Origin of the sequence: Dyadobacter sp. (assembly GCF_017744695.1) — a bacterium.
Lineage (GTDB): Bacteria > Bacteroidota > Bacteroidia > Cytophagales > Spirosomataceae > Dyadobacter.
This window is the reverse complement of sequence record NZ_JAGIAS010000001.1, coordinates 259,404-283,498: the sequence shown is the minus strand read 5'-3', so window position 1 is coordinate 283,498 and position 24,095 is coordinate 259,404. Positions and strand designations below refer to the sequence as shown.

The 24,095-nt window shown below is 50.3% G+C and carries 18 protein-coding genes; 9 read left to right on the top strand and 9 right to left on the bottom strand.

Features of this window, described 5'->3' with window-relative positions:
- Window positions 1-14: 14 nt before the first annotated feature.
- The 3 genes from J7619_RS01075 to J7619_RS01065 form a co-directional block, all read right to left on the bottom strand.
- Window positions 15-833: an AraC family transcriptional regulator gene (locus J7619_RS01075; RefSeq protein ID WP_291193036.1), complete on the bottom strand. Its 819-nt coding sequence runs from the start codon at window positions 831-833 to the stop codon at window positions 15-17.
- A gap of 262 nt (window positions 834-1,095) precedes the next feature.
- Complete coding sequence (locus J7619_RS01070; protein ID WP_291193034.1) at window positions 1,096-1,665, bottom strand: alkylphosphonate utilization protein; 570 nt, start codon at window positions 1,663-1,665, stop codon at window positions 1,096-1,098.
- A 45-nt stretch (window positions 1,666-1,710) separates the two neighbouring features.
- Entirely contained in the window at window positions 1,711-2,052 is a 342-nt protein-coding gene (locus tag J7619_RS01065) for a metalloregulator ArsR/SmtB family transcription factor (protein ID WP_291193032.1), read from the bottom strand.
- Between the two features lie 217 nt (window positions 2,053-2,269).
- Here J7619_RS01065 and J7619_RS01060 point away from each other — a divergent pair, with 217 nt between their 5' ends.
- The 4 genes from J7619_RS01060 to J7619_RS01045 all read left to right on the top strand — a co-directional run bounded on the left by J7619_RS01060 (window position 2,270) and on the right by J7619_RS01045 (window position 11,162).
- On the top strand, window positions 2,270-4,681 hold the full coding sequence (locus tag J7619_RS01060) for an ABC transporter permease (protein ID WP_291193030.1): 2,412 nt from the start codon (window positions 2,270-2,272) through the stop codon (window positions 4,679-4,681).
- Window positions 4,682-4,800: 119 nt separating this feature from the next.
- Window positions 4,801-6,042 (top strand): HAMP domain-containing sensor histidine kinase, encoded by a 1,242-nt coding sequence (locus tag J7619_RS01055; protein WP_291193028.1) that lies wholly within the window; start codon window positions 4,801-4,803, stop codon window positions 6,040-6,042.
- A gap of 512 nt (window positions 6,043-6,554) precedes the next feature.
- Entirely contained in the window at window positions 6,555-9,593 is a 3,039-nt protein-coding gene (locus tag J7619_RS01050) for a SusC/RagA family TonB-linked outer membrane protein (protein WP_291193026.1), read from the top strand.
- 21 nt (window positions 9,594-9,614) lie between these two features.
- The gene (locus J7619_RS01045) at window positions 9,615-11,162 is read left to right on the top strand and encodes a RagB/SusD family nutrient uptake outer membrane protein (RefSeq protein WP_291193024.1); all 1,548 of its coding nucleotides are present in this window, start codon (window positions 9,615-9,617) and stop codon (window positions 11,160-11,162) included.
- Window positions 11,163-11,262: 100 nt separating this feature from the next.
- Here the strand turns inward: J7619_RS01045 and J7619_RS01040 are convergent, their stop codons facing one another.
- The 3 genes from J7619_RS01040 to J7619_RS01030 are packed head-to-tail and all read right to left on the bottom strand — an operon-like array spanning window position 11,263 to window position 13,025.
- On the bottom strand, window positions 11,263-11,706 hold the full coding sequence (locus J7619_RS01040; RefSeq protein ID WP_291193022.1) for a VOC family protein: 444 nt from the start codon (window positions 11,704-11,706) through the stop codon (window positions 11,263-11,265).
- A 19-nt stretch (window positions 11,707-11,725) separates the two neighbouring features.
- The gene (locus tag J7619_RS01035) at window positions 11,726-12,856 is read right to left on the bottom strand and encodes a DUF692 family multinuclear iron-containing protein (RefSeq protein ID WP_291193020.1); all 1,131 of its coding nucleotides are present in this window, start codon (window positions 12,854-12,856) and stop codon (window positions 11,726-11,728) included.
- A 13-nt stretch (window positions 12,857-12,869) separates the two neighbouring features.
- On the bottom strand, window positions 12,870-13,025 hold the full coding sequence (locus J7619_RS01030) for a hypothetical protein (RefSeq protein WP_291193018.1): 156 nt from the start codon (window positions 13,023-13,025) through the stop codon (window positions 12,870-12,872).
- Window positions 13,026-13,259: 234 nt separating this feature from the next.
- On the opposite strand from J7619_RS01030, the gene J7619_RS01025 reads away from it, so the two are divergent.
- The 5 genes from J7619_RS01025 to J7619_RS01005 all read left to right on the top strand — a co-directional run bounded on the left by J7619_RS01025 (window position 13,260) and on the right by J7619_RS01005 (window position 19,509).
- A complete protein-coding gene (locus tag J7619_RS01025) occupies window positions 13,260-13,739 on the top strand; it encodes a hypothetical protein (RefSeq protein WP_291193016.1) in 480 nt (159 codons plus the stop codon).
- Between the two features lie 61 nt (window positions 13,740-13,800).
- A complete protein-coding gene (locus tag J7619_RS01020) occupies window positions 13,801-14,373 on the top strand; it encodes an RNA polymerase sigma factor (protein ID WP_291193014.1) in 573 nt (190 codons plus the stop codon).
- A complete protein-coding gene (locus J7619_RS01015; RefSeq protein ID WP_291193012.1) occupies window positions 14,363-15,580 on the top strand; it encodes a hypothetical protein in 1,218 nt (405 codons plus the stop codon). Before J7619_RS01020 ends, J7619_RS01015 begins: the two co-directional genes overlap by 11 nt.
- Window positions 15,581-15,706: 126 nt before the next feature.
- Window positions 15,707-18,025, top strand: a complete 2,319-nt coding sequence (locus J7619_RS01010) for a PSD1 and planctomycete cytochrome C domain-containing protein (RefSeq protein ID WP_291193010.1) — start codon at window positions 15,707-15,709, stop codon at window positions 18,023-18,025.
- A gap of 26 nt (window positions 18,026-18,051) precedes the next feature.
- Complete coding sequence (locus tag J7619_RS01005; RefSeq protein ID WP_291193008.1) at window positions 18,052-19,509, top strand: DUF1501 domain-containing protein; 1,458 nt, start codon at window positions 18,052-18,054, stop codon at window positions 19,507-19,509.
- 6 nt (window positions 19,510-19,515) lie between these two features.
- Here J7619_RS01005 and J7619_RS01000 read toward each other — a convergent pair whose 3' ends face one another.
- The 3 genes from J7619_RS01000 to J7619_RS00990 form a co-directional block, all read right to left on the bottom strand.
- A complete protein-coding gene (locus tag J7619_RS01000; protein ID WP_291193005.1) occupies window positions 19,516-19,950 on the bottom strand; it encodes a hypothetical protein in 435 nt (144 codons plus the stop codon).
- Window positions 19,951-20,163: 213 nt separating this feature from the next.
- On the bottom strand, window positions 20,164-21,435 hold the full coding sequence (locus J7619_RS00995; protein ID WP_291193003.1) for a hypothetical protein: 1,272 nt from the start codon (window positions 21,433-21,435) through the stop codon (window positions 20,164-20,166).
- A gap of 115 nt (window positions 21,436-21,550) precedes the next feature.
- On the bottom strand, window positions 21,551-24,085 hold the full coding sequence (locus J7619_RS00990) for a T9SS-dependent choice-of-anchor J family protein (protein WP_291193001.1): 2,535 nt from the start codon (window positions 24,083-24,085) through the stop codon (window positions 21,551-21,553).
- Window positions 24,086-24,095 lie beyond the last annotated feature (10 nt).

Genomic DNA, 24,095 nt, shown 5'->3' with positions numbered 1-24,095 from the left:
GTAGGTATTATTATTTATTCGATTGGTAAATACCAGTTGATAAACAGGTTATCAGGATCTTGATAGTCGGGCAAGGTGTCGAACCTGAAATACGACGCGCCATAACGGTGTTGTATATTCGTTTGCTGTGCCAACATGTTGTTCACCTCGGTACTCATGGTTTCATAATCCCGTACCCGGCAGCAAAAATCATATCTGACGTATCGGCCATCCAGTATCCTGGTTTCAAGAAAAGGATCTTCCGGAAGTTCAAAACCTATGGGAACAATGGCGGCGTCATAACGCGAGTCGCGGGTGCCTGTCATATGCGGGCATTCATGCAGAATGGCGTAGTAGTTAAAATCCCCGGGAGATCTGTTGATCGACCTGATGTATTCGGCGACGTCTTTCCATACCGCGAATATGCTTTCGGAGAAATAGTCACCCCTTGAAGCGAAAACCCGCGCGACCTTGGGCGACTCGCTGTTAACGACGCCTTTTGTAGATATATACTTGAAAGTTTGCACCGGAAAAGTCTGCTGGTGCTGCTTCGATTTCCGATACTGAAGCGGGGGCACTTCGTATAATTTTTTAAATGCCCTTCCAAAAGAGCTGTCATCTTCAAAACCGATCAGGTATTTTATTTCATGGACCGGCACCCGTGTTAAAGCCAGGAAGTAGGCGGCGGTATGCAATCGCTGCTCCTGAATGTACCTGCCAAGGCTCGTCCCCAGCTCGGCGCTCAGTTTCTTCTGAAGGTGAAAGGGGGAGTAGCCTGTCAGATCGGCCAGATTTTCCAGGGTAATTTTACTATCCAAATGGCTATTGATGTATAACAGTACTTCGCTGGTCATTTTTTCAATATTTACACTGCAAATGTACGCCGCCCGATTTATAAAAAATGTGCAGTTCTTGCGGTCGCTTCGAATAGCAGCGATCGAAACCGGCGGTAAACTGCGATGGTTGGATGGGATTGTAATGCGCAGCTTTTTGAAAACGATCCACGTGACAACGCTCCCCGTTTTCCTGAAAGCGTCCTGCACATTCCGTGAAGACGGAAAACGCCGGCAGGTGAATGAAACAATGCAAATGCCGGCGTCAGACAGAAAGAGGGTTTTAAGCTTGTTTGCGGAGATATTTGGTCAAGATGACGATCAGCTGGCCATCGATTTTACCCTCAATTTGTTCTGTGTTGTCTTCCACAACACGGATATTTTTGACTACCGTACCCATTCTGGCATTCAGGGAACTGCCCTTCACGTCCAATGTGCGGGTGAGCACGACCGTGTCCCCGTTTTTCAGGATATTGCCATTGCTGTCCCGGTGAACGGCCATGTCGGCTGCTCCTTCGTGGTCTGAGCTTGCCTGGGCCCACGTCAGCATATCTTCGTCCAGATACATCATATCCAGATTGTCGGCAGCCCAGGTCTCATTTTTCAGGCGGCTCAGCATGCGCCAGGCGACGACCTGCACAGCGGGTACCTCGCTCCACATCGTTTCGGAGAGAAAACCCCAGTATTCGCTGTTCATTTCCTCTTCTCTTTCTATCTGCGAACGGCATTGCTTGCACACGACAATCTCGTTATCGGAGTAGCCGACAGGTGGGATCTGATAAACGGAGATCTGCTGATCGGATTTACATAGTTCGCATGCGTTGCCGCTTCTTTTTTCTAGTTTCAAATTCATATGATGGTCAAAATTATTTTCCTCAATAGGCCGCATTCCCGCAGATCACTCCGGTAATTCCTCCGAGGGAGCAAGTTCTTTCAGCATTTCCTGCGATTGCTGCAACTGGCGCACGTAGATATTTTTGGCCAGGTCGAGGAACTGGTATACCTCCCGGTCGGGAACATCGTAGTAAATGGTGGTTTTTTCCCGGCGGCTGCTTACAAACTTCATCACGCGCAACTTGGCCAGATGCTGCGAAAGGATCGATTGGTCGGCTTGTATAACAGCCTGTAATTCGGTTACAGAAAGCGGGCCTTCCCTGAGTGCGTCGAGTATGGCAAGTCGGACAGAATGCCCCAGCGCCTTGAAAAACTCAGCTTTGTAAAGATGTAGCGGGCTGTTCATTGGTTTTGTTATATTAGAATATTCAAATATATGTGATTTTATCCAATATACTTGCCTGCGAGGGGGGGCGAGCATGTCGATCGGTTCGCTAAGACGGCAAATCGGTGTGGGGCCTGAGCAGTATGAAAATGAGTTATCAGGCGATGGGAATTTGAGGTAGAGATCATATCTTGAGGGGCCAAGCCTCTTCCTTACCGAACCCAAAACCGCATTAGCCATGCTTTCTCACTACCTAAAAGTAGCTTTTCGCCACATTCAAAGGCATTATGTGATCAGTTTCGTGAACATTGGCGGGTTGGCGATCGGGCTTACGGCCACTTTGCTGGTTGCGGCCTACGTCGCCAATGAGTATAGTCACGACCGTTTCCACGCCCATGGCGACCGGATTGTCAAAGTGGAATTCAGTCATAACGATGGTGAAAAGTCCTACTCCATGCCCTGGCTTTCGTACAATTTTGGACAGGTATTGAAGAACCAATGTGCCGAAGTGGAACAGTTTGGAAGGATAACGGACCAAAGTATTTATAGCCGGCTCGTCCAGAGTGATATCAAGCATAAATACTATGAAGCGGGCTTTGTGGCGGCTGACAACAATTTTCTGGAAATGTTCTCTTTCGAATTTGTTAAAGGAGATAAAAAAACGGCTTTGACTAAGCCTAACACCGTTCTGTTGACGGAGAGCATGGCTGCCAAATACTTCGGTGACCAGGAGCCCATTGGAAAAACGATCACTTACGACAAAACGCAGGTTTACGAGATCGTCGGTGTTTTGAAGGATCTGCCTCATAATTCCACGATCAAGTTTGATTTTCTGAGCGACCTCATCTCTTTCCGGGCCCGTGAGGTGAAAGAGATGGAGGGGTACACGGAAAAGAGCAAGCTGAAAGAGCAAATCCGCATCGTAGGTGCCGTCGGGTCCTACCACACCTATCTTTTGCTGCGCCCTAATGCTTCGAAGGAGTCGGTCAACCGGAAAATCCCTTCACTACTTTCTCCTTCTTCCAAAATAGCAGATGTCAAAGACAGCTACGACCTTTTCCCGCTTTTTGATATGCATTTTGAAAGGGACGACAAATCTGCGAAGCAAAAGGCCATGGTGTTTTCGTTCATTGGGTTGCTGATCCTGTCGCTGGCTTTGTGCAATTATGTGAACCTCACTACGGCTTCGTCTTCCAGCAGGGCAGGGGAGGTGTCGGTTCGGAAAGTGGTTGGAGGGCAACGCATTGCGTTGATTTTGCAGTTTTATCTCGAATCGGTCATTTATGTGACTATCGCATTTGTATTAGCGGTAGGGCTGTTTTGGGGCTTAAAAGATTACCTTTACAGGTCGCTCGAATTGCCTGTGGACGCTTCCTTTTTGAAAAATCCATGGTTCCTGCTTTCGCTGATCGGCTTTTACATTTCCAGTATACTTCTCTCGGGCGGCTATCCTGCCCTTCTTCTTTCGCGTTTGGCACCGGGGCAGATTTTCAGGGGCGCCTACGGTACGATGGGAGGCGCGGCGCGTGCACGCAAAGTGTTTACCGTTTTTCAATTCGCGGTTTCCATTGCGCTCATTATTGGTTCTATTTTGATTACCAAACAAATGCAGCTTTTCCAGACCAAAAATCTGGGTATTAACAGGGACAGGATTGTGACCGTATTTCTGGATCATGAAGACGGGTTGAATAAACACTACCGGGAAATCCGGCAGAGCGTGGAGGACCTCTCTGGTGTTGAATCGGTCACTTCATCTGCTTTGCTGATGTATTATCCTTTCGGCAATAAATGGGATCTGAAAAGGGTGAATAGTGATAAAACGGTAGGTGTGAATTATTTCCGCGTCGACGAACATTTTGTGGAAACAATGCAGATCAAATGGGTTGCGGGCCCGAGGAGGCGGTCGGGTGAAAACAAAGGAATTGGTGTTGTGCTGAATGAAACTGCTGCGAAGGAATTGGGGATACAAACAGAGAATTACAACCAGACATTGGATTTGGGTGCGGAAACTCACAGGGATTTGTTGGGTATTATCAAAGATTTCCACTTCAATTCACTCACTCAGAAGATTGCCCCGATGGGATTGGAGATCGCTGATGACAGCATTTTTCATGACTACCTGTACATCAAGCTGGCCCGCAATGTGGACATTCCGAATACCCTGGCATCCGTTGGGAAAATTTATAATCAGTTCAATAAAAACCGGCCTTTCGAATATGCGTTCCTCGACGACACGTATAATAAAATGTACAAGAACGAGCAGAAAACCGGCCGGATCGTTTACTGGTTCACGGGTGTGGCGATCGTAATCGCCTGCCTGGGGTTGTTCGGGCTGACCATTTTTGCGGCGGAACAGCGCAGGAAGGAAATCGGTATTCGGAAAGTGCTTGGCGCGACGGTTTTGAATATAGTAACCATGCTTTCCGGAGACTTTTTGAAACTGGTATTCCTGTCCGTTTTAATTGCGTCGCCGGTTGCTTATCTGGCCATGAAAAGCTGGCTGGAAGATTTCGCATACCATGTGCCGATCAGCGGGTGGGTGTTCGTAATGGCCGGGGCGGCGGGGTTGTGTGTGGCCATTGTGACGATTAGTTTTCAGGGTTTTAAGGCAGCGGCGGCTAATCCCGTTAAGTCACTGAAAACGAATTGACAGCAATTGGCCCGAAGGCAAATGCTTCTTTGAATTTTCCGCAACAAGCCCGATTCGCTGCCGGGGTTCGGACAAGTACCAGCTATATTGCGTGCACTATTGTTGGTATGAAGTCCCAAATGAAAAAATATAATCTGCAACTCGGCGCCGTGATGGCGACCGTGGTGACCTTGTCGATCGTGCCTGTTCGACTTGCCGAAGGCCAGGGCGCCAATCTTGTAAGCCTGGTAGGATCGGAAATCGTGATCTGGCTCATGTGCATGGCCACCTGGCTATCCAGCTACCAGACCTATTACAAGTTCAAATTAGTCAAATGGCAGAAAATAGCGGTGGCGCTCCTGTTCTGCGCAGTGATTTCCAATTTGTTTTTCCTGGCGTCGTTCCGCTTGTTTGAGGACTACCCGCTCAAATCCATGCGTGAGCTTCCGCTCTGGATTATCACCATTCGCCTTTCTTTGCGGGGCCTTTTGCTGGGACTGATTATGGTCCCCATTATTTTCCTGCTTGAAACCGAGCGGGAGCGGCAGGAAGAGGCGTTGAAAAGGGAGAGAGACCGTGTGATGGATGCCGAGCGGCAGAAGCATGTCCTGGAAGCGCTCGTTTCGGAGCGAACGGCGGATTTGGAAGAAGCGCTTTCCTTTTTGGGAGAATCGCAGGAGGAACTGGACCATCAGGTATACCTCCTCACCCGTGTGGTTGCGTCGATCGCGCATGACGTACACGCCCCGCTTCAATTTATGATCACGGCCACGAAGCACACCGGCAAGTTCATTGATAATAAACAGTACGAGCAAGCATCCGAATACAACCAGCAAGTAGAACGCGGCCTGGACGACATGGCTATGTTGATGCAAAACCTCCTGGAATTTGCCAGAAATCAGATTCACCGGGGAGCCTTGCATTTGGCACACCTAAACCTGGCGGCTTTGGTGCGGGAAAAAGCCGGCTTGTTTGAACCGATCGTAATTGCTGGCGGCAATACACTACAGATTTCCCTGAACGAGAACCTGACGGTAAACTGCAACGCCAATCTTTTAGGTGTTATCCTGCATAATCTGCTGGACAACGCAATCAAAAATACCCGGGATGGGGAAATACAAATATCCAGTGCGATAGCCGGCGACCGGTTACACCTCTATATTGAAAATCCGGTCGGCGGCGTCGCGCCGGATGGAATTCTACAAACTGACGGGCAGGGCAAACCCGGGCAGTATCCTGCCCGGTTGGGGCGGGATAATGAGGGGCTTGGCCTGATTTTGGTAAGGGATATTGCGGCGCTGCTCAATATCGGTTTTGCGATTGAAGCGGTTGCCGGGAAAGTAGTGGCGAGGCTGACCTTTTCCGAATTCTTGGGATCCTAGTATAACTGCCGGCACTTACCGGATGGTCCGGTTATGCGGTAAACACTCAATTTCCGGAAGAGGAGGAGAAAGATGTTACCGTTTATTGCACTTCTCTAATGTCAATATTGTACAATATTTTGACAAAATAGGCTTAGTTTGAAAATGTCACTTTCAGCGCCAATATTTCACTTTTTCTTTTTGCATTATCAGATCTATTTATATTAATTTACCAGCGGTTAATTTGGTAAATTTCATTAGTTATTCAAATAATACTATTAATATCGACATAGATTTTACCTTTTCCTTCGCCGCGGCGGGGTGCCGTTTTTGCTTGATTACATACGCCATTCCGCATTTTGCCTAGTTTCCGGCCTGCCTCCCGCACGCAACCCCCCGCGTGGGAATGGTAGGATGTTACCCAATGCCTAACTAAAACCAAAACTTAAAAATCCTATGTATGCTGCTACCTGAGGGCCGTCTAAGGCCTTGATTTCATTGTACTTTTTCTTCAAACACTAACTAGTTTATCTATGATGAATTTTTCTCTGCGTCTTTTTCGCCCTGGTGAAAGAAGCGCGAAAGGACGGATGTCCTTTGGCATGAAAGGTTTGGGCGCGTTCATTCTGTTTTGTACGTTTTTTCTGGGATATGCACATGCCCAGGATATATCGCTGAAAGGGAAAGTGACCGACAGCAAGGGCAATGCATTGCCAGGGGTATCCATTACCATTAAAGGGACGAGCAAGGGTACTTCCACCGATATGGAAGGCGGCTACGCCATTTCCGCACCACCGGCATCTACGTTGGCATTCAGCTTTATCGGCTTCACTACGAAGGAAGTGACTGTCGGCAGCCAAACGACCATCGATGTGGTGCTGGCCGATGATGTAAAAGCGCTCGAAGAGGTCGTGGTGATCGGTTATGGGGCTGTCAAGAAGAAAGATGTGACAGGCTCGGTCGTTTCGCTGCAACCCAAGGATTTTAACAAAGGGGTGATCACGGCTCCGGACCAGCTGATTCAGGGCCGGACACCCGGGGTGATGGTGATCAATAATACCGGGCAGCCGGGTGGTGCGACCACAGTCCGTATCCGGGGGAACTCCTCGATCCGTGCCGGTAACAACCCGCTGTTTGTATTGGATGGTATTCCGCTTTCGGGCAGCTCGGCGCGTCCCGGCGGAAGTGGTGGTTTCGGTTCTGACGGTGGTAACCCGTTGGCATACCTCAACCCGAATGATATTGCCAGCATGGACATTTTGAAAGATGCTTCGGCAACGGCTATTTATGGTTCCCGTGGTGCCAACGGGGTGGTGATCATCACTACCAAAAGAGGTGCTTCCGGTGCCCCCACGGTGAGTATCAATGCTTCGACCGGTGTTTCCAGCCTGCTGAGAAAACCGGAAGTGCTGAATGCCGACGAATTCCGGGAAGCAGTTCAATACTATGCGCCCAACGACCTGAAAGGGGCTGATTTTGGCGGAAATGTGAATGCATTCGATGAAATTACCCGTGTTGCTCCGGTGCAGAATTATTCGATGGCGATCACGGGCGGTACCGATAACGGTAAATACCGCGTTTCGGCCGGTTATATGGATCAGAAAGGTATCATCGAAACGTCGAGACTGAAAAAATACACGGCGAGCATTAACAGTAGTTTCAGGTTCCTGGAAAGCAAGAAGTTAGGGCTTGATTTTAATGTACTGTTTACCCAGACAAACGAGAACCTCGCCCCGATCGACGTGGGCGTAGGCTTTACCGGTAACGTGATTTCGCAAGCGCTGACCTGGAACCCGACCCGCCCGTTGCGCGTCAACGCGGACTCGCTCACGTACGTGAGCCCGACGACGATCAACCCGCTGACGTCGCTGAGAGCGTATAAGGACATCGCGATCGTCAATACTACGGTGGCGAGCATTGCTCCTTCCTACAAGATTACCAATGACCTGGAATACAAGCTCGTGTATAGCATTACCCGCCAGACCGGTAACAGGAAGGGCCGGTATATTGCCGGAATGGTGGACCCTGCACAAATCAGAAATGGTTTTGCTTTCATCGGAAACAATTCGGAAACCAATCAGCAGCTGACCCAGACGCTGAGCTATAACAAGGACATCAGCCCTTCGCTGAACCTGAATGCGGTAGCGGGTTATGAGTTTCTTGACTATGCGAACAGCTGGAACTCCGTGAGCGGTAGCGGCTTCACGTATGTGGGCCTGGATTTCTACGACTATCTGAACTATTCGGTGGCGAGCAACCGCGGGGCTAATTCCTTCAAATCCCCGACAAACCAGTTGCAGTCGGTGTTTGTACGCGTAGGATTGAATTACCTCGATAAATACCTGTTCACCGGAACGGTCAGAAGGGATGGTTCTACCAAATTCGGGGAAAACAACAAGTATGCCAATTTCCCTGCGGTAGCACTCGCATGGAATATTTCGAACGAACCTTTCCTGAAAGGGAATAGCACGGTAAACAACCTGAAACTGCGTTTGGGCTGGGGTAAAACGGGTAACCGCGAGTTTGACTCGGGTGCGTCGCGTGACCGGTATGTATTTGGTACCCAAAGCATCAGCCAGGCCAACTTCGGGAACCCCGACCTGAAATGGGAGACTTCCGAAACTTTCAACGGGGGTATCGACTTTGGCTTGTTCCAATCGAGAATCGTAGGTTCGATCGATGTCTTCAACAAAAAGACGACCGACGGTTTGTTTGAGAGAACGCTGGCACAACCTGCGCCGAGCGGAAAAATCTGGGTGAACCTGGATGGAGAGGTAGTGAACAAGGGTGTCGAACTTGCGCTGACCGGTACTGTGCTGGAAAACAAAGACTGGACTTGGAATATTTCGGCCAATGCTACCTACCTGAAAAACAGCGTTTCGGGCTTGCCAGGGTTTTACGAAACGGCCGCATTGAGAGGTCAGGGCTTCTCGGGCGTTTTGGGACAAAGAATGGTAAGCGGCCAACCGCTGAACGTTTGGTACCTGGCCAAGTATGCAGGCCTCGACCCTACGACCGGAACCAGTATGTACGAAGGCGCGGATGGCCAGGTGGGCACTTCCGTGGACCCCGCTCAGAACAAGTTCTACGTACATAGCCCTAACCCGAAATACCTCCTGGGTTTCTCTACGGACGTGACTTACAAGAAATTCTCGGCCATCGTCAATATGAACGGAGCATTTGGGCACTACCTTTTCAATAACACTTTTGCAACTGTACTGGGTATCAATAACCTATCTACCAAGAACATCGCGAAAGATTTCTTCAACAAGGATATCAAGGAAGCCACCTCCAATTCGGCGGCGCCTTCCACCCGATACCTTGAAAAAGGCGATTACATGAAAATGTCAAACGTCACCCTGAGCTACCGGGTTGGCAACATCGGGAAGGCTTTCAAGAACCTGAACATCTCGTTGACAGGCCAGAACCTTTTTGTACTCACAGGGTACAAAGGTTTCGATCCTGAGGTGAACACGGACGGTTCAAGCGGAGGCATTCCATCCCTTGGGATCGAATACATCCCGTACCCTTCGGCAAGGACTTTCCTGCTGGGCGTAAACTTTTCGTTGTAATTCATCAAAAACAAAGAATCTATGAAACTCAAATCATATTGTGCGGCAATTCTCAGTTGCACCATGCTGCTTTCCTGCACCGACCTGGACGAGAAACTGGGCAGCGCATTGGAAAAGGGTACCACCGGGAATATCAATCCCGCCGAACTATTGATCAGCGCCTATTCTTCGCTGAACGGGCCCTATCAGCAGGATAACCGCTGGTGCTTGCAAGAGCTCTCGACAGACGCCGCAGTCGCACCCACACGTGGGGGCGACTGGGATGATAACGGTACGCACCGGGCTATTCACCTGCATACCTGGAATGCGGATAACTCGTATATGAGCAACACATTCGGCGGTTTGCTGACGGCCATCTATCAGTCTTCCAACGTACTGCGCTATGCTCCATCGGCTCAGCAGGCGGCGGAGGCAAGGTTTATCCGCGCCTTGGCGATGTTCGATGTGATGGATTTGTGGGGTGTTGTGCCTTACCGCGAAAGCCTTGAGGATTTCCGTGAGTTGCCCAAAACGCTGACGTCGCAGGAAACGATCGATTTCATCATCTCGGAAATGAATGCCATCATGAAAGACCTGCCTTCCACAGGGCCGGCCTATGTGGCTAACAAAAATGCGGCGAGGGTATTGCTGATGAAAGTGTATTTGAACAAGGGCGCGTTTTTGAACAGACAAAGTCCCAAGTTCGATGCGGCTGATATGAGCAAAGTTATTTCCCTGGCTAACGAGATCACCGACTATAAGATCTCCGCTCCGGGTAAGTATTTTGACAATTTTGCGCCTGATAACAATGTGAAATCGACCGAGAATATTTTCACATTATATAATGAAGAAGGTGTACGTGGCGGTGGCGTGGACCGGGCTTACTGGACGGTGTCGCACTATAACATGACCCCGGGTGGATGGAATGGCTGGGCAACGCTGTCCAACTTCTATGATAAGTTTGCGGCAGGCGACGAAAGAAGGGGGATTTACTACAATTATCCGGCGGATACCACTTCCAACCGCACCAAAAACTACAAGATCCAGAACGTAGGTTTTCTGGAAGGCCAGCAGTACAGCTGGGTAACCAACAAGCCGCTCAATGCGAGAAACCCTGCTACTCAGCCGTTGGTTTTCACCAGGGATATTACAATCCGGACAAGCGGCGCCACTTTGGAAACAGCTGGGATAAGGGTGATCAAGTATCCGTTCGACTACGCTTCAAAAGGACAGCGGAACAACGACTGGGTAGTGTACCGGTATTCGGATGTGTTGCTTATGAAGGCAGAGGCCATTCTGCGCGGGGGCACGCCCGGCGCGGCGGCGGACGCTCTGGGAGTCGTCAATTCGATCCGTACCAACCGCGGCGCAGCTAACCTGACGGCTCTTACGCTGGACAATCTTCTGGACGAGCGTGGAAGAGAATTGTATTGGGAAGGATGGAGAAGACAGGACCTGATCCGATTCGGCAAGTTCCTGCTGGCGGGACAAATCAAACCTGCGGATCCGGACCCGAAAACGCTGGTTTATGCGATCCCAAGCCCGCAAATCGCGGTTAACAACAATCTCAAACAGAATCCGGGGTATTAATGTTGTTTAAAAATTGATATTCTGAAATGACAATGAAGCCCGGCAAACTCCACGTTTGCCGGGCTTCGCTGTTTAATGTCCTGAAACCGATGTGAGGGAACTAACCCAGTTCCTCCGCCAGGCCAATAAGAATTCCTTCGGCGCCACGCATATAACAGAGCCGGTACGAGTCCTGATATTGAACCACTTCACCCACCAGCTGGCCGCCATGCCTGGAAAGTCGGGCTACCATTTCATCAATGTCTTCCACGGCGAACATGGCCCGCAGGTATCCTAACGCATTCACAGGCGCATTACGGTGATCCGATTCAACGGGAGGCGTAAGAAATCTCGATAATTCAAGCCGGCTGTGACCGTCGGGGGTGACCATCATGGCGATCTCGACCTGCTGTGAAGCCAGGCCGGTAACGCGACCAGACCATTCGCCTTCGATCGTCGCACGCCCTTCGAGAATCATTCCCAGTTCCGTGAAAAATGAAATGGCATTATCGAGGGATTCCACGACGATGCCGATATTATCCATTCTCAGTAGTTTGTTAGCCATATGTCTGTCTGTTTGAAAATTAAAAGCCATTTTTCCACTTCCGGGCAATGGATATGGCGGTTTCCAGCATGTATGGGGCCCAGTTTTCAACTTCCCAAGCGGTGTTGCGCAGGTCGGACGCGAGCAGCATTGCCCTTGCTTCACTGACGTTTCCAGCTGTTTCCAGGATATAAGATAGTTGAATTTGTTGTTGATATAAATCGGCATCTTCCAACGGAATGGCGTTCAAGGATGCTGCCAATGGGGCAAACATGCGTTCTGGTATCGGGTCAAATTTCCGTGCCAGCGATTTGACTATGCTGTCCATGCGAAGAAAATCAGACTGGAAAGCGGCCTGACTGGCATAGGTGGAGAGGGCCGTACCCATTTGTTCGAGCACGACGAATTTCAGATTAGGGCATTGGGGAATAGCATTGCCGAGGAATTCAAATACGATTTCCGGTACCGATTCGTCGTGCGTGTCGCGCCGCACGGGCTTACCCTGGGGCGTAGCCGTATCTTCCCAGCTCCCGCCCGAAATATGGATTTCCCGCACCTTATTGAGCGGGTACAGCTTTAAAATATCGACAAAATCAATGTTGAAATTGTGAACCTGGCAGTAGATGTTGTGCAGGTCAAGAATGATGAAACCATTGACACTTTCTACCAGCTGGTCTAAAAAGACACCATGCTTCCTGACTTCATCGATGGAATAGGAGAAGGCGAGGTTTTCCAACCCTACCGGACATTGACATGCATCCTGGATCCTTTGCAGACGATCTTGCCCCAGCGCCAGTGTCCGGGGAGTAAGCGGAATGCCGATCGGCGCGCCTTTATGGAAATCTTCGCCGGTCATGAAACCGAAATGCTCGGTAATATGGTCGAAATTGAACTCGGCGGATAGCTTTTTTAGTTTGCGAAGCCATTCCTGCTGCCCGGAAGACCATTTGCCGGAAAACAAGGAAAAATACACGCCGTGGCCCATTAACCGGTTCTGTTTGCTGAATTCGCTCACCAGGTCGGTAAACCAGGGCGGGATCTCGTCGAATTTGTAAAGTGTGTCAAAGGACCACTCAATGGCCTCCACCTTTTCCTGTTCAAACAAAGGCAGGGCCGCTCGTAAAATATGGGTGTCCAGGTTACAGGCGACCGCTGAGTAGATTTCAGACATGGATACGTAAGAATCACCCCATTCCGCAGGCCGGACAAGGATCGATTTTTTTGTTCTTGGTTATTTTTTCGCCGTTTGGTCCAACAGCATTGTCTGTGCAGGCCGTAGCAAGTGCAGTAACTGTAACCGCAACAGCCACTGCCTGTAATACCGATTTTGAGATTTTCATAAGGGAGTTTGTTAAGGTGAATCAGGGAATACACGGAAGAGATGTAATTATGATGAATTTGGTTGTAACCGGTTTTGATTAAAATTTCCACAACCTCCTGTTCCCCTGCGCCAATAGGCAAGATTTGACTAGTAGCATTCACGTTCCAATCTTCAAATCGCTAGGGTTTCCGGCTCTCTGTAGCGTTTATGCCGGCTGATACGTCATGTGTTTGAAATCAAATCTTTCAAAACCATGAAAAATATCAGACTGTTTGGAAACGGCCTATTGCTGCTGTCACTGCTCTCGTTCGGCGCATGCGATCACAACAACGAGAATGTCAAGCCCGACCCGGGCAATGAGCTCAAGGGTGATTACGAGCGGATCATGAAAGGCAGGGCGGATTCTAAGGGTGTCCCTTTTGAAATCTCGAAAATCGTGCTTACCGGAAACACCCTGGCGATCGATGTGGCCGGCGGATGTTCAGCGGACGACTTCAAAACAATCTGGAACGGAGTGGTATTGCTGTCCTATCCCCAGCAGATCAACCTTGTAGTGGCCAATGAGAGCAACAACGATTCTTGCCAGCCCAAAGGGTCGTACACCTTGCAGGTCGACCTCAAAAAATTGATCGGTGATTCGTTCAATCCAACTGACTTTATGGTGACCGTGTCCAATGGATCCAAAGTGGCCGATAAGGTAGTGGATGAGAATGGCAATGTCTCGAATTTATAATCAAGCAAGGTAATCGCGCCGGCTGCCCTTTGGGCGGTCGGCGATTAAATTTTCTCATACTTTGAATACCCTTGTTCTGCAACATTTTCTGGAATCGGAATGGATCGAAGGCTGTCGACGCGGTGACGCGCGTTGCCAGGAAAAGGTATTCAGACATTTTTACGGCTATGTAATGGGAATATGTTTAAGGTATTCCAGTTCGGATCAGCAAGCGCAGGAAATTTTAAACGACAGTTTCCTGAAAGTCTTTGAGCATATGCTGACCAGCGGGGAAATACTCGTATTCAGGGCCTGGTTGAGAAGAATTGTGGTTAACACGGCACTTGACCACTATCGAAAAGAGCGGCGTAGGATGGAAAAAATCACCGCCGACATTGCCGAAGAAGATGCGACGATCGCGGAGGATGTGATCGACAGGCTTTCCGCGGAGGAGATCATCCGGCTGTTACAGGAGTTGCCGGAAAGCCAGAGATTGGTATTCAACTTGTACGAAATCGAAGGATACAGCCACCAGGAGATCGGAGAGATGCTTGGATTCCCGGCGGGCACCAGCAGGACCTATCTGACGCGGGGAAAGCAACGGATAAAGTCGTTGATGTTACAGCGAAAATTTGGAAATGAATATGGAGAATGAGGACGCGTTTCGGAAGGTAAAAGACAAGCTGGCCGGGTTTGAAGCGGGCTTTCGCGATGACTCGTGGTCGCTTTTCGAACAGCACAGGCTCAAAAAGGAAAGGCGCCGGAGACTTGTGGGTGCCCTGCGCGTGGGGGCGCTGGTCCTTTTCCTGGCAGGTATTTTGACGGGCTCATGGTTTTTTCTCGAATCCGGAGGGAAGCACGCACGATCCGGCCAACGCAGAGCGGCCATTTCTAAACCTGTCGAGAGAGCTGCAATCGCTGTAACTGATAAGCCCTCTGGCCGGCATCCTCACGGAAATGTGGTTCGAGGAAGGACGCATAGCACGACAACCGCTCCGGAATCGACTGCAACGACTTATAAAGCCAGCTTCAAAGCAAAGCAGAAGATTCCGGTAATTTCCGGTTTATCGCCATCGCATGGCAACCCATCAATAGCTCCGGTTCATGGGGCACCAGTTTGGCCCTACATGGCGAGAGAATTGCCGAACATGGGGCCCTCGGTTTACGAAGTGAGTTTGGAACTACCGGCCATTCAGCAAAGCGAACAGCATATAGCCGGACGCAGGCAGCGCGGCTTTCAGTTGAGTTTAGGCCCGGCTGTACGGGCCAACTACGCCAGGCCCTCCGAAAGCAGGCTTACCCTGGGGCCGGCAATCTTCGGGACATTCCCCATGACTTCCCGGTTCTCGCTGCGCGGGGGACTCGCCCTCATGCGCGAGCACGTCTACGTGAGCAACCGGAATCCGGTATTTAGCAAAGACGCTGTCAAATGGCTCAATCGCGGCGATTATCATTGGTGGGAGCTTGAAATTCCGGTTGATATTCAGGTAAGGTTATATCAAAATCCGCGATATAGTTTGTCCGGTCTTTTCGGGGTGTCATCGTCGCTGTTCTGGGGTGAGCATTTCAGGGAAATGTATCAGAAAGGCAAAATCGTGACCACTACGCTGGCGCTTCACGACGGGGAAGTCAGGGAAGTTGAGGGGCTGGCGTCAACCCAGGATATGCCGTTAACAAGTGGTAGCACCGGCGCGGTTTTTGCCCCGGTAACCCATTTTAATGCGTCGATCCTGTGGGAAAAGAAGATAACTCCCAACAGGGCCATTATGGTCGAGCCACAGGTTCGCTACCCCGTCGGCGGCATTACCAGCCGTAATCTGAAATTCACCTCCATAGGGCTTCAAATCAGAATATCTTATTAATAGGGAGATTTTCAAAGCGCACATCCGACGGCCGGACAAAGACACCAATCTGGTGTTAGAAAATGTCAATTCGCTACTTATTTGTTGCGTTGAATAATGGCATCTTTGACCCGATAAAACACGGATATGCGCTTGCAGAATTGTACGAAGTTTTTTTTCGGAATAATCATACTGATAGGTTCAGCTGTTTCCTGCTTTCAGTGCATTCAGGCGAAGAAGGGCGGGCGGAATGCCGGGGAGGTTTCTTACAGCTTCCAGGTAAGGCCTATCCTTTCTGACAAGTGTTTCGCATGCCATGGACCAGACGCCAAGCACCGTGAAGCAGGGTTGCGACTGGACGTAGCAGAAAGTGCTTACGCAAAGCTTCGCGACGGCAAAGGATTTGCCATTGTACCCGGTAATCCGGAGGCATCGGAAGTTTATAAAAGAATTATTTCGGCCGACGCGGATTATCAAATGCCAACGCCCGAGTCCCATTTGGGATTGCTCACGAAGGAAGAAACGGAGCTATTAAAGCAGTGGATTGCACAAGGAGCGAAATACGAAAAGCATTGGGCGTTTGTTGCTCCGAAACAAAGCGCCTTGCCGGAAATCAGCGATGAAGATTGGCCTAAAAATGAAATTGACTACTTCACACTCGCCAGAATGGAGGAGGTCGGATTGGAACCGAGCGAGCCCGCGAGGAAAGCCCAACTGATCAAGAGACTGTCGCTGGACCTTACCGGCCTGGCGCCTTCCCCCGAATTTCAGAAGAGATTTGAGCGTGACGACACCGATAAAAATTATGAAAAAGTCGTCGACGAGCTCCTGAGCCAGCCCTCTTATGGTGAAAAAATGGCCGTACATTGGCTCGATATAGCACGTTACGGGGATTCGTTTGGTTATCAGAACGATCATTCCAGAACGCAATGGCCCTGGCGTGATTGGGTGATCAGCGCATTCAACAGGAATATGCCCTACGACCGGTTCGTTACCTGGCAGCTGGCAGGCGATATGCTGCCCAATGCCGGAAAGGAACAGATTTTGGCCACCGCTTTCCTGCGAAATCATAAGTATAATGAAGAGGCCGGCATCATTCTGGAAGAGTACCGCATCGAATACAATCTGGACAAAACCAAAACGGTCAGTTCCGGCCTGATGGGCCTGACAGTGGAATGCGCGCAATGTCACGACCATAAGTATGATCCGATCTCGCAGGAGGATTACTACCGGTTGTTCGCTTTTTTTAATAATTCCAGGGAAAAAGGGCAGGACAAAATTCGGGGTGGGGTAGCCGTGGCGCCCATCCTTGAAGTGACGGACGCGGAACGAAAAGGCGTGCTGAATTTTATCAATAGTGCAGACACAAGCACCGTCTGGCTTTCGGTCATGAGCGAAAACGACACGCTCCGTCCTACGCACGTGCTCAACAGGGGCGTGTACGATGCACCGGGAAGAGTTGTGACGGCGAGTGGTTTAAAATCGGTCATGCCGTACGACACCACGAAGTATGCAAGAAACCGTGTGGGGCTTGCCGGATGGATGTTCAATAAAAGCAATCCGCTGACGGCGAGGGTATTTGTAAACCGCGTATGGCAGGAGTTTTTCGGACGCGGGATCGTTAAGAGTGCCGGCGATTTTGGGATGCAGGGAGACCTGCCTTCGCATCCCGCATTGCTCGACTGGCTCGCGGTCGACTTCATGAAGCATGGCTGGAATGTAAAACGCCTGGTGAAGCAGATCGTTACTTCAGCCACCTACCGCCAGTCTTCAAAACTCACCAAGGAAAAAGAGGAGAAAGATCCCGAAAATATATACCTGTCGCGCGGGGCGCGTTACCGTGTGCCCGCCGAAATGGTGCGGGATATTGTTTTGTCGACCAGCGGGTTGTTAAACCGTGAAATAGGAGGGGCTAGTGTGAAACCTTATCAGCCAAAGGGGCTTTGGGAAGGGAGCACGGCCAACCGGGGCGACCTGACGAAGTATGTACAGGATACGGCGGGCAAACTCTACCGGCGGGGGCTGTACACTTTTATCAAAATGACTTTACCACCGCCCGCTATGATCGTGTTCGACGCCAGCAACCGGGATCATTGCGAAGTAAAACGCCAAAAAACCAATACACCGCTGCAAGCCCTGATCATGTTGAATGACCCGGCGGTGCTGGAAGCGTCGCGCGTGCTCGCGGAACGGATCGTTGGCCGGAAAATGTCGGTTGAGGAAAAAGTGCGGACGCTATTTCAGCAAATTGTGTGCAGAAAGCCGACAGAAAAAGAAGTCGACTTGCTGGTGGGCTACTACAATTCGGAATTCGTCAAATTTTCGAAGGACCAGCAAAAGGCTGTGAAGGTGCTGAATGTGGGAGATTTCGTACATGAAAAAGGGATTAGAAAGGACCAGGCGGCAGCATTGATGCGGGTTATCAGTACGATTTACAACATGGAAGAAACGATCACCAAATCCTGACAGACCCGCTGTATTGACTTACTACTATGGAAAAGCCCATTTTCGACTTCGGGATGAATATTAACCGCAGGCACTTCCTGTCCAAGGTGAGTCTGGGTATTGGAAGCGCGGCCCTGGGCTCCCTTTTAATCCCTGACATGTTCAACGGAGGTGAGGGAACGAGCGTGAATGATATTGTATCGGGTTTGCCGCACTTTGCGCCCAAAGCGAAGCGGGTCATTTATCTCTTTCAAAATGGTGCACCCTCTCAGTACGAACTGTTCGACCACAAGCCGCTACTCAATAAGATGTTTGGAGAGAACCTGCCGGAATCCGTCAGGGGAGGGCAACGGCTGACAGGTATGACGGCGAATCAGACCAGTTTCCCGTTGGCGGGGTCCGTTTTCAATTTCGCGCAGCACGGCAACTCGGGTGCCTGGGTGAGCGAACTGCTCCCTCACACGGCAAGGATCGCGGACGATCTCTGTTTCATTAAGTCCATGAATACGGATGCCATTAACCATGATCCGGCCCTTACTTTTTTCCAGAGCGGTGCGCAGGTGGGTAGCCGTCCGAGTATGGGGGCCTGGCTCAGTTACGGGCTCGGCAGCGAAAATCAGAACCTGCCCGCGTTTTGTGTTTTGCTCTCGCGCGGGATCGGCAATGGCCAGGGCGTGTATTCCAAGTTATGGACGAACGGTTTTCTCGATTCTGTGCACCAGGGTGTGCAATTTAGTAGTGGAGAAAACCCTGTGCTATACCTGGGTGATCCGGATGGAATGGACAGAAACGAGCGCCGGGAAATGCTCGACAAACTGGCGGCATTGAACGAAGGGACTTTCGCGGAGTACCAGGATCCGGAGATAGTGACCAAAATCCAGCAATATGAAATGGCGTTCCGGATGCAGGCTGCCGTTCCCGAAATTACGGATATGAGCAAGGAGCCGGAGTCGGTCGTGAAATTGTACGGCCCCGACTGCCTGGTTCCCGGCACCTATGCAGCCAATTGTCTCCTGGCCCGCAAACTATCCGAGCAGGGCGTGCGATTCGTGCAACTTTACCACCAGGGGTGGGACGGCCATTCCAACTTGCCGAAGGAAATCAGGGCGCAGTCGATGGATGTAGACCAGGCATCCGCAGCACTTGTGACGGATCTCAAACAAAGGGGGTTGCTGGACGAAACCCTGGTGATTTGGGGAGGGGAGTTCGGAAGGACCAACTATTGCCAGGGCAAGTTTTCCAGGGACGACTACGGACGGGACCATCACCCGCGGGCATTTACGATCTGGATGGCCGGAGGAGGTATCAAGCCCGGAATTTCATATGGTCAGACCGACGATTTTGGCTATAATATCATTAAGGACCCGGTGCATGTTCATGATTTACACGCTACCATTCTCAACCAGCTGGGGCTTGACCATGAAAAACTGGTTTTCAAGCATCAGGGACGCCGCTACCGCCTCACAGACGTTGCCGGAAAACTTGTGAAAGGGATTATCGCCTGACTGTCGCTATCTTGAATACTTCGGTATGAACTTAATCGCCGTGTTGTAAGGGATTTTGGGCACGATGGCGAAAACATGGTCTATGCCTCCCACCGGCGTCGACCAATACCGGAGGTCTGCCGTAATAGTCAGCCTGTTGTGTGCGCAATCGGCCGTGACAGACTGTGACATCACCGAAGCACGCGTGTTATTTTTGACACTGATCACGATCAGGCTTTTGGTAGTGAAGTCGATTTTTTTCTTTAAATATGCGATGAATAGTTTTTGGTACAATTCATTTTCATTCTGAATTATTTCAAAACCCATATCAAAACTTCCCGGCTCTAACAGGCGCGCGCGCGGATTTAATTCATCGTTGAATAATTCGAATTTCACAGCACCATCTTCACATTTGTATACATAGGGCTCTTCTTCCCGGCACGAGCCGAGAATGACACCCATCAGACACAGTAAGATAGTCTTAAAATTCCCCATGAATGCGCTGGATAAATGGAGTTTTGGCCTATTGGTTTATCGCGAACTGCTGTTGTTAGCAACCGCTCATTTAAGCAATTAGTTTGTTGTTACAAGATAAACATACGAATGATCATAATATTGTTATAACCCAAATTATGATCAAGCTTGAATAGCCTTGAAGATGGAGACGTAGCCGCATTATAACAGCAATAGCTTGATCACAGGTTTAAGTTCTTCAAAGCTAAGGATTGTCCAGGGTATTTGGCGCGGATAGAATATCACATATTGTGTCGGCAGTAAAACGCAAATTGCCGCTGCTGCCGCATACAGGTATTTCACATTGCGGATTTCGTGCTTGCTGATAATAAAAGCCGAGATAATTATTAACGGAAATGCGTAGGTCAGACTTCGAGAGATGTCGAACACAGAGTATGCTATCAGTATATGGCCAGCCATGATGGCCAACAGCGACAAGGCCAGCAGCAAGTTCCCTTTTCTTGCCAGCAAACCAACGGCAAAAAGGAACAATACCCATAAGCCCTCAAAGGTCAGGAATACTCCTGAAAGCCGGTGTTTCAATTGATAAGGAATCAATCCCAGTTCAACACCGGATCCGGTGCCGGTAGGCGTATGTAAACCAAATAAACTGGCTAGTAATGCTCTGATTATCAGGTATGATGCTCCGGTGAGCAACACGATCGACGATGTTCTTTGCAACCAGTCTTTCTTGCCGCGAAACTGCCGGAATGATTGAAGATCAAAATCCGACTCGGACAGCAGGTGAAACAGGTAGATGGAAGCCAGCGCAACGACCGCCCTTTCGTCCGTCCAGCACGCCAGCGTCAACGTGAGAAAAACGCCGACGCGGTTTTTGAGGTACATCCCAAAGGCGAGAAAGAAATATGCGAAGCCGTCAAACCAGAAATCGTAATCCCAAAAGAAGGACTTTGCAAGATAAATGGTGGAACTTCCCATGACCAGCAGCAGGGTTGTCATAGGAGATAGCCGCGTCAGCAATATTTTCATTAGCATAAAAAGGAAAGGTACCAACAAGGCAGATTGAATCAAATAAATGACAATCACACTATGGCCATTTGAATGGGCTGATACGCCCAGTATTTTGGCGAGTAATGGTACGGTAAATCTGAAATCTATTTTTCCGCCGTGTGTTTCCTGATTCACCTGAACTGCTGCTAACGGGTCAGATACTTTATCGAAAAAGTAGGCGTAGTTTGTTCCTAAATTATTGTCAGATATGAGCTCTAAATACCTTGGGTAAGTGAATAGCAAGACAACGGCAAATATGATAATCGAAGTTATCAGCATCCTGCGGTCGGAACTCAGGCACTTGGTTAAATTACCTTCATTAAAAAAATGTTTTATCGAATAACTCGGTGTCCGCCTTTTGAATGCTTTGGCGGACACCGGAAGAGTTTTTGGGACTGAACGAAACGGAAAAGTTTGTTCCATGAAGTATATCCTAAGGATGAATAGCTGGGTTCGGATATACAGACCCAATTAATGCATTAAACAGTTGCCTGTATGTTACATTTTTTTAATAATTCAATATTCGCAAATGATTTGCCTACTCTTTGATGAATTTGAATGTCCGCCCGTCGCTCAGCCGGATCCAGTACGTTCCGGTACTCAATGACTGTACATTGATCTCCTGCGTTTGACCACTTATTTCGAACTGCTTTCTGGTCCTGCCATTGATGTCGATTACGGTGGCGGTACTGCCCAGCATATCGGGATCGGTAATGTCGAGTTTCAGGGTTGCCTTTACCGGATTAGGGTAAATAGTCACAGGCGTTCCGCCATTTCCGTCGAGTGCTACGATGCGGCTGTAAGCGAACGTTTTGTCCTGGTCTACCATTTTCAGCCGGTAATAGACCTTGCCTTCACCATTATAGGCATCGGAGTATCCGTACTGCTGGCTGGCGCCGTTCCGGGCGGATAGGGTATGAATCGTAACGAAAGATTTCGCGTCGGTGCTCCGCTCGATTTGAAAATGACTGACATTTTCTTCCTGGGCGGTCTGCCAGGAAAGGTGATTGAAGCCCTTTTCCCGCTTGCCATTGAAATTTACCAGCCGTAGCGGCAGAGGCTCGCTTTGTGTTTTTACAAAGAAACCGCTGAAACCGGAGACATGGAAGGTGATTTCCCAGCGTTCGGCGTCGGGGTTCCAAACGATCCGCTCATCGTCCGGATCGATGGTCGTGGTGGCGCCCGGATAGGTATCGGGCAGGCCGGTCCCGTCGCCGCTCGTGCCGCCTCGCTTTTCGATTTTAAGGTTGGCGATACCCGTCGCGTCGCCAGGTCCGGTGGGTAAGGCGAGCGTGTTGAGGGCGTTGAATCCGTTGAACTCTGCCTGCGTAAAATACAGGGTCACTTCTCCGGTAGCTGTTTCTCCATTCGTTTCAGGCGTGATTTCGTAATGCCTTTTTACAAAATGGGCGGGCTGGGCTGCGTCTATCCATACTTTTGCGGTTGTCTTGCCTGAAATAGCGGAAGGGGCATCGTCACCCGTTACCTTGGCCACCAGCACACTGCAATTATTGGCATAATAGTACCGGGTGTCGGTGTAGGGTTGGTAGGAAGTTACGGTGGTGTTGCCCGAAGCCGCAGAAGTGGCAGTTGGGTCGGTAGCGCATTCGAAATTGGCCCGGATCATGAACTGTTTCGCGAAAGATGCACCATATGCTTCCACGGCGCCCCAGCCTGCAATCGGGTTATTGGGCCAATCCACAAAGTTGGTGCGTGGCACAAAAATGCCTGACGCCTGCCCGATCGCCAGCGTGCTGTCGAGCTCTTTCATGCTGACAAATATGGTGTCGCCGGGGAGGACATTCAGCGTGGGACTAACCATGAAATCGTGCCATTTCGAGGCATCTGTGCTGGTCAGCGTGCGTGCCGGTGCATCGAACAGCACCGTGCCGGGCATCCCGTTTTCAAACTTCATGACTGTGGCCCCGATGCTCATGGTATTGCCTGGGAGAACCGTGTTGACAATATAAGCCGACAGCGAGGAAAGCTCGGTGGCAGTGTGAATGGGATAGATGGTCCCCAGGTAACCGGGTTTTGTGGAGCCAATGCCGAGCATTCCGTTCCCTATGCCATTGTCGCGCGCAAAAACGGTCTGGGTAATTTCCAGCGAATCGACGTACTCATCGTTCTGAGGCAGCTGATCCGTCACGCCCGGAATAATGGTTTTGATACGGACCGTATATTTCCCGGCCGCATCTGCGACAAACGGCGCGACGACCGGCAATGTGTCACTCACCGCCATGGAGGCCACATTCACCGGAGCGCTCTGGGACGAGAAAACTTCCTGGTTGGCGCTATCGTACACACTTGCTTTGATGTACGCCCCACTCAGCGTACTGGATCCCTGGTTGTTGATCCGGCCATAGAACTGGTGGGGCAGATTCTGGCTCACAGGTACTTTAGGGAATATTGTTTTGGATGGGTTAACAAGCGCTGCATCGAAATCCAGTACCCTTTCTACCAGCACGTCGTCGATGAGCAGTAAAAACTGGTCGTTGGAAACGTTCCTGAATGCGATCCGGACGGTCTGACCGGCATACGACGAGAGATTAACCTCCCGTCTTGTCCAGGAGGAACTTTCCGCGGCGATCGAAAAGAGCATTGTCGAAGCGCTTACCTGGTTGCCCAGGTCGCCGGTGCCGCCCGTCGGGACGTTCGGTTGGGCCATCACCCGCACTTCGTACCCGTCGGGGTACTGCGGATCATAAGCAACGGCATTCCAGGAAAGCCGTATCACGCCGCCGGTGCCGGGAATGGCAATGGGGGGCGTCCACATCCAGTCGTCCGCAGCGCCTGGAACATTATACCACGAGGTACTGAACGCCGCTGAATCCGTAACATTATGCGCGAAATCCTCACGCCGCTCCCAGGCCTCATTCACGTAGGCTACTTGGGCCGAGGGGGTACGGTTGTCGGCATTGCGCAGCAGCCATCCGGCCGGGAAGGTGTAAGTACCGGCACCGCCGGCGGTCGGCCCGCCAACGCCGTCAAAGTCTTCCTGGAAAATAACTTGCGCGTGGGAGGAAAGGCTAACGAGCACCAGGAGGTACAAAAGAGTAGAGATTTTTTTCATAGGTCTAAAA

What these genes read in the sequence shown, in the direction of transcription:
- J7619_RS01075 (WP_291193036.1), bottom strand. Translation starts at nt 833, where the DNA reads ATGACCAGCGAAGTACTGTTATACATCAATAGCCATTTGGATAGTAAA.
- J7619_RS01070 (WP_291193034.1), bottom strand. Translation starts at nt 1,665, where the DNA reads ATGAATTTGAAACTAGAAAAAAGAAGCGGCAACGCATGCGAACTATGT.
- J7619_RS01065 (WP_291193032.1), bottom strand. Translation starts at nt 2,052, where the DNA reads ATGAACAGCCCGCTACATCTTTACAAAGCTGAGTTTTTCAAGGCGCTG.
- J7619_RS01060 (WP_291193030.1), top strand. Translation starts at nt 2,270, where the DNA reads ATGCTTTCTCACTACCTAAAAGTAGCTTTTCGCCACATTCAAAGGCAT.
- J7619_RS01055 (WP_291193028.1), top strand. Translation starts at nt 4,801, where the DNA reads ATGAAAAAATATAATCTGCAACTCGGCGCCGTGATGGCGACCGTGGTG.
- J7619_RS01050 (WP_291193026.1), top strand. Translation starts at nt 6,555, where the DNA reads ATGATGAATTTTTCTCTGCGTCTTTTTCGCCCTGGTGAAAGAAGCGCG.
- J7619_RS01045 (WP_291193024.1), top strand. Translation starts at nt 9,615, where the DNA reads ATGAAACTCAAATCATATTGTGCGGCAATTCTCAGTTGCACCATGCTG.
- J7619_RS01040 (WP_291193022.1), bottom strand. Translation starts at nt 11,706, where the DNA reads ATGGCTAACAAACTACTGAGAATGGATAATATCGGCATCGTCGTGGAA.
- J7619_RS01035 (WP_291193020.1), bottom strand. Translation starts at nt 12,856, where the DNA reads ATGTCTGAAATCTACTCAGCGGTCGCCTGTAACCTGGACACCCATATT.
- J7619_RS01030 (WP_291193018.1), bottom strand. Translation starts at nt 13,025, where the DNA reads ATGAAAATCTCAAAATCGGTATTACAGGCAGTGGCTGTTGCGGTTACA.
- J7619_RS01025 (WP_291193016.1), top strand. Translation starts at nt 13,260, where the DNA reads ATGAAAAATATCAGACTGTTTGGAAACGGCCTATTGCTGCTGTCACTG.
- J7619_RS01015 (WP_291193012.1), top strand. Translation starts at nt 14,363, where the DNA reads ATGGAGAATGAGGACGCGTTTCGGAAGGTAAAAGACAAGCTGGCCGGG.
- J7619_RS01010 (WP_291193010.1), top strand. Translation starts at nt 15,707, where the DNA reads ATGCGCTTGCAGAATTGTACGAAGTTTTTTTTCGGAATAATCATACTG.
- J7619_RS01005 (WP_291193008.1), top strand. Translation starts at nt 18,052, where the DNA reads ATGGAAAAGCCCATTTTCGACTTCGGGATGAATATTAACCGCAGGCAC.
- J7619_RS01000 (WP_291193005.1), bottom strand. Translation starts at nt 19,950, where the DNA reads ATGGGTGTCATTCTCGGCTCGTGCCGGGAAGAAGAGCCCTATGTATAC.
- J7619_RS00995 (WP_291193003.1), bottom strand. Translation starts at nt 21,435, where the DNA reads ATGGAACAAACTTTTCCGTTTCGTTCAGTCCCAAAAACTCTTCCGGTG.
- J7619_RS00990 (WP_291193001.1), bottom strand. Translation starts at nt 24,085, where the DNA reads ATGAAAAAAATCTCTACTCTTTTGTACCTCCTGGTGCTCGTTAGCCTT.